Origin of the sequence: Stenotrophomonas sp. TWI809 (genome assembly GCF_039673205.1) — a bacterium.
GTDB lineage: Bacteria > Pseudomonadota > Gammaproteobacteria > Xanthomonadales > Xanthomonadaceae > Stenotrophomonas.
This window is the reverse complement of sequence record NZ_JBDJLE010000032.1, coordinates 20,991-28,067: the sequence shown is the minus strand read 5'-3', so window position 1 is coordinate 28,067 and position 7,077 is coordinate 20,991. Positions and strand designations below refer to the sequence as shown.

The following is a 7,077-nucleotide window of genomic DNA, read 5'->3' as shown; positions in this document are numbered from 1 at the left end:
GGCGCCTTCACAAGATACCTGCGCATACTGTCAAAGAACTTTGGAATCGGCCTCAGCGCCTTCTTCCGTTTGCCCCGACGTTTCCGTCGTTGCGAGCCGCCCATTGTAGACTGGCTTATCTGCTTCGTCAACACCTTTTTTCAAGGCCGTTTCACCGAAGTGAACCGTTGTTGCCGATGCCGCTTCGTCGTTCGCCTCAGAGGCTTTCGTCGTTGCGAGCCGCCTATTATGTCAGGCTTTTCGTTTCCGTCAACACCTTCTTTCGAAGAAGTTGAAGTCCTGTTCCTTCGCGGTTGCCGCCTTGCGGTGGCCCCTGCGTCGGGGGAGGGAAAGTATGTCCCTATCCGGGGCGTTTGTGAAGGGGGTGGACGACATTTTTTCACGTCGTCTCTCCCACATTCATGCTGGAAGGGGTCCGGATCGCCCGAACCCCTTGTGCCACTTAGGCCGTGACCAGCAACACGCGTGCGAAGGTGCGCTTGCCGACCTGCAGCAGGCCTTCGAAACCGGGCACGAACACCTGCTGGGCATCCTCCACCACCTCGCCATCCACCTTCACCGCACGCTCTTTGAGCTTGCGGGAGGCCTCGGAGTTGCTCGGGGTGAGGCCGGCAGCCGTCAGCAGGGCGCCAATACGCAGGCCTTCGGCCGGAATGGTCACTTCCTGCAGCGGCAGCAGGGTCACATCGCCCTGCCCGGTCACCGCGGCATTCCAGCCGGCGATGGCCTGTTCGGCGGCCGCTGCATCGTGGAAGCGGGTGGTCAGCTCACGGGCCAGGCGCAGCTTCACCTCGCGCGGGTTCAACCCACCCGCCTCGACCTGTTCGCGCAGGGCCTTGGCCTCGGCCTGGCTGATATCAAAGGAGAGCAGCTCGATCCAGCGCCACATCAGGTCGTCGCCGATCTTCATGGTCTTGGTGACGATGTCGATGGCCGGCTCGCTGATACCAATATAGTTGTTGAGCGACTTGGACATCTTGGCCACGCCGTCCAGGCCTTCCAGCAGCGGCATGGTCAGCACGATCTGCGGCTTCTGCCCGTAGTGCTCCTGCAGGCCACGGCCCATCAGCAGGTTGAACTTCTGGTCGGTACCGCCCAGTTCGACGTCCGCTTCCAGCGCCACCGAGTCGTAGCCCTGCACCAGCGGGTACAGGAACTCGTGCAGGGCGATGGACTGCTGGGCGGCATAGCGCTTGGCGAAGTCGTCGCGCTCAAGCATGCGCGCCACGGTGTGCTGGCCGGCCAGGCGGATCATGTCGGCCGCGCCCATCTTGCCGAACCACTCCGAATTGAAGCGCACTTCGGTCTTCTCGCGGTCCAGCACCTTGAAGACCTGGTCTTCATAGGTACGCGCGTTGGCCAGCACGTCTTCCTTGGTGAGCGGCTTGCGGGTGACGTTCTTGCCCGACGGGTCGCCGATCATCCCGGTGAAGTCGCCGATCAGGAAGATCACCTGGTGGCCGAGGTCCTGGAACTGGCGCAGCTTGTTCAACAGCACGGTGTGGCCCAGGTGCAGGTCCGGTGCAGTGGGGTCGAAGCCGGCCTTGACCCGCAGCGGACGGCCGCTTTCCAGACGCTGGCGCAGTTCGTCGGATTTGAGGATCTCATCGGCGCCTCGCCCGATCAGGGCAATGGCTTCTTCAATCGAGGACACGTGACAACTCCCGGCAATGCCTTATTTATATGAATGACGTTAAGTACAAGTTAACCGCAGGTGCTTCACAAAAGCCAATAGGCACAAGGGTTTGACGCGGTATTTATACCTGTCTATGTTACCGACGTTTGGGCCCGCGCTCCCGGGCCAGCCAGGAACAGACCGACGATGCTCAATTCCGATCAAGGCCGCGCGCGCAAGCAGCGCTTCAAGGAACGTCTCCACGTCCTCCACGACACCGCCCTCCATCGGAAGCTCAAACAGCATCTTCCCGCGGCCTTCAACCAGCGCTGGACCCGCCGCCACTGGATGCACGCCAGCCTGTTCGCCACCATCGGCGCCCTGGTGGCCACGATCGTCCCCGGCTTCTCGCACACCATCGACTCGCCCTACTCGGTCAGCCATTCGACCCTGGCGCTGCCGTTGCCGCCGCTGTCGCTGGAACGCCAGCAGCAGACCCCCGGCGACAGCTGGCAGGTACTGCGCGTCCAGCGCGGCCAGACCCTGAGCAACCTCTTCGACCAGGCCGGTATCCCGGCCACGGTGATGCACCAGGTGCTGGAGCACCCCGGTGTGCGCGAATCGCTGACCAAGCTGCGCCCGGGGGCGGAGATCGCCTTCGACCTGCCGCTGTCCGGTGAGCTGCGCACGATCCGCTTCGACCGCGATGCCGACAACCGTGTGGAGCTGTCCCTGGCCGGCGACAAGATCACCGAAACGGTGAGCAAGCGCGAGAGCTCGACCCGGCGCGTGGTCGCCAGTGGCGAGATCACCAGCTCGCTGTATGCCGCCGCGCGCAAGGCGGGGTTGTCGCCCTCGGCGATTGCGACGATGACCGACGAGATCTTCAAGTACGACATCGACTTCTCCAAGGACCTGCAGCCGGGCGACCGCTTCAGCGTGGTGCTGGATGAAACCTGGCGCGAAGGCGAGAAGGTGGACACCAGCAAGATCCTCGCGGCGACCTTCAGCTCGGGCGGCAAGACCTACAGCGGCTTCCGCTTCGACCGCAACGGCAAATCCGAGTACTTCGATGCCAGCGGCCGGCCGCTGAAGAAGAGCTTCATCCGCATGCCGATCCAGTTCGCGCGCTTGAGCTCGAGCTTCGGCGCGCGCAAGCACCCGGTGCTGGGCAAGATGCGCATGCACAAGGGCGTGGATTACGCCGCGCGCACCGGCACCCCGATCATGGCCGCTGGCGATGCCCGCGTGCAGTTCGCCGGGACCCAGCGCGGTTACGGCAACGTGGTGATCCTGGATCATGGCCGCGGCCACACCACGCTGTACGGGCACATGTCGCGCTTCGGCAAGATCAAGACCGGCCAGCGCGTGGCGCAGGGCACGGTGATCGGCTATGTCGGCTCGACCGGCCTGGCGACCGGCCCGCACCTGCACTACGAATTCCGCGTCAACGGCGTGCACCGCAATCCACTGTCGGTGACGATGCCGCCGCCGGAGCCGCTGCAGGGCGCCGAGCTGGCGGCCTTCCGGGCGCAGACCGCCCCGGCCCTGGCGCGTATCCAGGGCATGGAAAAGCTGATCTACGCCGATGCCAGCCCGGCACCGGATGCCAAGGCCACCGATACGGCCACGGCGAAGGCCGGCAAGCCGGTCAAATCCACTCGCGGCTGATCGCTGCGATTGACGGCGGCAACGGGTTGCGCGGAAGCTGCACGCAACCCGTTGGACCGCCTGACCATGACCGCTGCTGTTGACCCCACCACCCCGCTCTACCTGGGCCTGATGTCCGGCACCAGCGCCGACGGCATCGATGCCGCGCTGGTGCAGTTCCCCGCCGAGGGCGGTTGCCGCTTCGTCCATGGCCTGACCCACGACTGGGACCCGGCCATCCGCGCCGAGCTGATCGCACTGGGAGAAGGCGGCACCATCACCTCGCTTGATGCACTGGGCCGCCTTGATGCCCAGGTCGGGATCACGTTCGCCGCGGCCGCCAACCGCCTGCTGGACAGCGCGCGCATCGACCGCACCCAGGTGCAGGCGATCGGCTCGCATGGGCAGACCGTGCGCCATCGGCCGCTGGCCGACCCCGCCTTCACGATGCAGATCGGCGATGCCAACCGCATCGCCGAATTGACCGGCATCACCACCGTGGCCGATTTCCGCCGCCGCGATGTCGCCGCCGGCGGCCATGGGGCGCCGCTGATGCCGGCTTTCCACCTGGCGATGCTGGGGGACAGCGAGGAAGACCGTGCCGTGCTCAACCTGGGCGGCATTGGCAATCTCACCCTGATTCCGCGCGAGGGCACACCGCGCGGTTTCGATACCGGCCCGGCCAATGCGCTGATGGATGCGTGGTGCCAGCGCCATCGCGGCGAACCGTTCGATGCCGACGGCGCGTTCGCGGCCAGTGGCCAGGTGGATGCCGCGCTGCTGGCGCGCTGGCTGGCCGATCCGTGGTTCGCGCTGCCGCCGCCGAAGAGCACCGGGCGCGAGCAGTTCCACCTGGACTGGGCGCAGGCGCAGCTCGGCGAGGGGCAGGTGTCGGGCGCGGATGTGCAGGCCACCCTGCTGGAACTGACCGCCGCCACCGTGGCCGATGCGCTGCTGGCGCACCTGCCGGGTGCGAAGCGGGTGCTGGTCTGCGGCGGTGGCGTGCGCAACCCGCAGCTGCTGCGGCGCCTCGGCGCGCGTCTGCCGGGCGTGGTGATCGAGTCCAGCGCGGTGCACGGGCTGGATCCGGATTATCTGGAGGCGATGGGGTTCGCCTGGTTGGCACAGCGCACGCTGGCCGGGCTGCCGGGCAACCTGCCGAGCGTCAGTGGCGCGCGGGGGCCGCGGATTCTCGGGGCGATCCACCTGGGCTGAGGGGCCACGGCGGGGGGCGCTGCGTGCGGCGGTGATCGCCGATGCGCCATTCGCGGCGTGCCGCCGTTACAGCCCCTGCGCGTCCGGCAACGCCTGCAGGGCGGCGATGGCATCGGCCAGCGCGTCGACCTCGGGATCGTGGAAGCCGCTGCGGACCTCCAGTTCGCTGGCGAACAGGCCTTGTTCCAGCAGCGCCACGCAGGTGTCCTCGCGGGTCCATCCGCGCGCAACCGCAATGCGGCGGATACGTTCCAGCAACAGCGGGTCCACCTCCCGCAGCAGTAGATCAGCCATCGTTCTCCCCGTTGGCGCGCCGCCATCCCCGCGGCACAACTTGATGGATCATGGCGCAGTGGGGGGCCGCCAGCAACGGAGCCTCAAATCGCCGGGGTGCGTCGGCGTTGCTGCCGGATCAACAACGCACACAGAATCACTACCGGGATGCCGATCAACGCGGTGCCGGTGAAGAACAGCGCATAGCCTTCCAGTAGGGTGCGGCCCTGAGCCAGCGACTGCACCGCCCAGCCGGAGAGTCCTTTCAATGCCTTGCCCGGCATTGCGTAAAACGAACTCAACAAGGCGTACTGGGTGGCGGTGTAGCCGATGCTGGTCAGGCTGGACATGTAGGCAATCAACGCCGTGCCGGCGAAGCCGCCGGAGATGTTGTCGATGGCCATGGCGATGGCGAAGCTGGTCGGGTCCGGGCCGACATAGGCCAGCCACGCAAAAGCGAGGTTGGAGGCCGGGCCCAGCACTGCGCCGACGAGCAAGGTGGCGAGTACGCCCCAACGCACCGATACCAAACCGGCAGCGGCAATACCGATGAAGGTGGCGACCAGCCCGACCGAGCCGCGCACCGCGCCCACAGTCTCCTCGGCCAGCCCCAAGTCCACATAGAACGGGTTAGCCATCGGGCCCATGATGAAGTCGGCCATGCGGTAGATGCTGATGGCCAGCAGGATCAGGATCGCGCCACTGCGGTGTTCGCGCAGGAAGGCCACGAACGGTCCAACCAGTGCGTCAAACAGGCCGCGTGGCGTCCACAACGCAGCTGCTTGGGTCTGCACCGCCAGCTGCGCACGCGCTGGCTCTTTTGCCATCACCACGGCTACGACACCCAATGCCATCAGCCCGGCCATGATTTCATACGAAATCTGCCAGCCAACGCGGGCCGCGATCAGCAGGATCAGCGCATCGGTAACCAGCAGCGCGGTGCGATAGCCCAGCGCAGCCGAGGAAGTCAGCAGCCCGAGTTGTTCACTGTTCTCGGCAATCTCGATGCGCCAGGCATCAATGACGATGTCCTGCGTTGCGGACGCAAACGCCACCACGGTGGCCATGACCCCGAACACCACCAGGTGCTCCCAGGCGATGCCCAGGAAGACGAAATGACCGCCCTTGGGCTGGACCAGCGCCATGCCCACCAGCGCCAGGGCCACCACCAGCTGGGACAACAGCATCCAGCCACGGCGGCGGCCGAAGCGCCCCAGCAGCGGCGCGTTGACCTTGTCCACCAGTGGGGCCCACAGGAACTTCATCGAGTAGGCCAGGCCCACCCACGACAGGAAGCCGATGGTGGTCAGCTCGATGCCTTCCTTGCGCATCCAGAAGCCGAGCGTGTTGCCGACCAGGTAGATCGGCAGGCCGGAACTGAAGCCCAGCAGCAGCATAGCCAGCACCTTGCGCTGGCGCAGGTTGGCCAGCACCCGTTGCCAGGGACGGCGCGGCTTGGCGACCGCATCACTCATGGGGCGTAGTCCACCGTGAACGGGGCATGGTCGGAGAAGCGCTCATCGCGATAGACCGAGCAGCTGCGCAGGCGCTCGCGCAGGCCCGGGCTGACGAACTGGTAATCGATGCGCCAACCGACGTTATTGGCGCGCGCCTGGCCGCGGTTGCTCCACCAGGTGTAGTCCTCGCCCTGCGGGTGCAGCAGGCGGTAGCCATCCGTCCAGCCCTGGCCGGCGGCGATATCCAGCGCCTGGTCGGCATCCACGCACTGGCCGTTGAGCCAGTCGCGCTCGGGCGGCAGGCAGCCGGAGTTCTTCTGGTTGGATTTCCAGTTCTTGATGTCCAGCGCGGACCGCACAATGTTCCAGTCGCCGCACAGCACGTAGTCGCGGCCACTGGCCAGCCAGCCGGCCAGGATCGGGCGCAGCCATTCCATCACTTCGTACTTGAAGCCCTGGCGCAGATCGCCCGAGCTGCCCGAGGGGATATAGAAGGAGACCACGCTGAGGTTGCCGTAGCGCGCCTCAATGTAACGGCCTTCATCGTCGAACGGGGCCCAGCCCAGCGAGGTGATCACCTGGTCCGGCTCGCGCTTGCTGTAGATGGCGACCCCGCTGTAGCCCTTCTTGGTGATGGCGTCGCGGTAGAAGCAGTGGTGGCCGTCCGGGCGGAACATCGGGTCGGTCAGCTGGTCTTCCTGGGCCTTGGTTTCCTGGATGCACAGGACGTCGGCGTCCTGGGCGCGGAACCACTCGAGAAAGCCCTTGGTGGCGGCGGAACGGATGCCATTGGCGTTGAAACTGATGATGCGCATGAGGACCCGGGTCTGGAACGATACCCGCAAGAGCATACCGTTTCGGCCCTTG

The 7,077-nt window shown here is 66.0% G+C and carries 6 protein-coding genes; 2 read left to right on the top strand and 4 right to left on the bottom strand.

The window, feature by feature from the left end:
- Positions 1-442: 442 nt before the first annotated feature.
- On the bottom strand, positions 443-1,654 hold the full coding sequence (gene tyrS / locus ABE472_RS17505) for a tyrosine--tRNA ligase (RefSeq protein WP_313208793.1): 1,212 nt from the start codon (positions 1,652-1,654) through the stop codon (positions 443-445).
- Between the two features lie 168 nt (positions 1,655-1,822).
- Between tyrS and ABE472_RS17500 the strand changes: the two genes are divergently transcribed.
- Together ABE472_RS17500 and ABE472_RS17495 are read left to right on the top strand one after the other, a co-directional pair.
- Entirely contained in the window at positions 1,823-3,286 is a 1,464-nt protein-coding gene (locus ABE472_RS17500; RefSeq protein ID WP_313208794.1) for a peptidoglycan DD-metalloendopeptidase family protein, read from the top strand.
- Between the two features lie 66 nt (positions 3,287-3,352).
- Positions 3,353-4,480 (top strand): anhydro-N-acetylmuramic acid kinase, encoded by a 1,128-nt coding sequence (locus ABE472_RS17495; protein WP_313208795.1) that lies wholly within the window; start codon positions 3,353-3,355, stop codon positions 4,478-4,480.
- 66 nt (positions 4,481-4,546) lie between these two features.
- Here the strand turns inward: ABE472_RS17495 and ABE472_RS17490 are convergent, their stop codons facing one another.
- From ABE472_RS17490 to ABE472_RS17480, 3 genes are all read right to left on the bottom strand, one after another.
- A complete protein-coding gene (locus tag ABE472_RS17490) occupies positions 4,547-4,774 on the bottom strand; it encodes a hypothetical protein (protein ID WP_046272989.1) in 228 nt (75 codons plus the stop codon).
- Positions 4,775-4,857: 83 nt separating this feature from the next.
- Entirely contained in the window at positions 4,858-6,228 is a 1,371-nt protein-coding gene (locus ABE472_RS17485; RefSeq protein ID WP_346466708.1) for an MFS transporter, read from the bottom strand.
- The gene (locus ABE472_RS17480) at positions 6,225-7,025 is read right to left on the bottom strand and encodes an exodeoxyribonuclease III (RefSeq protein ID WP_346466707.1); all 801 of its coding nucleotides are present in this window, start codon (positions 7,023-7,025) and stop codon (positions 6,225-6,227) included. The genes ABE472_RS17485 and ABE472_RS17480 overlap by 4 nt, the downstream gene beginning before the upstream one ends.
- Positions 7,026-7,077 lie beyond the last annotated feature (52 nt).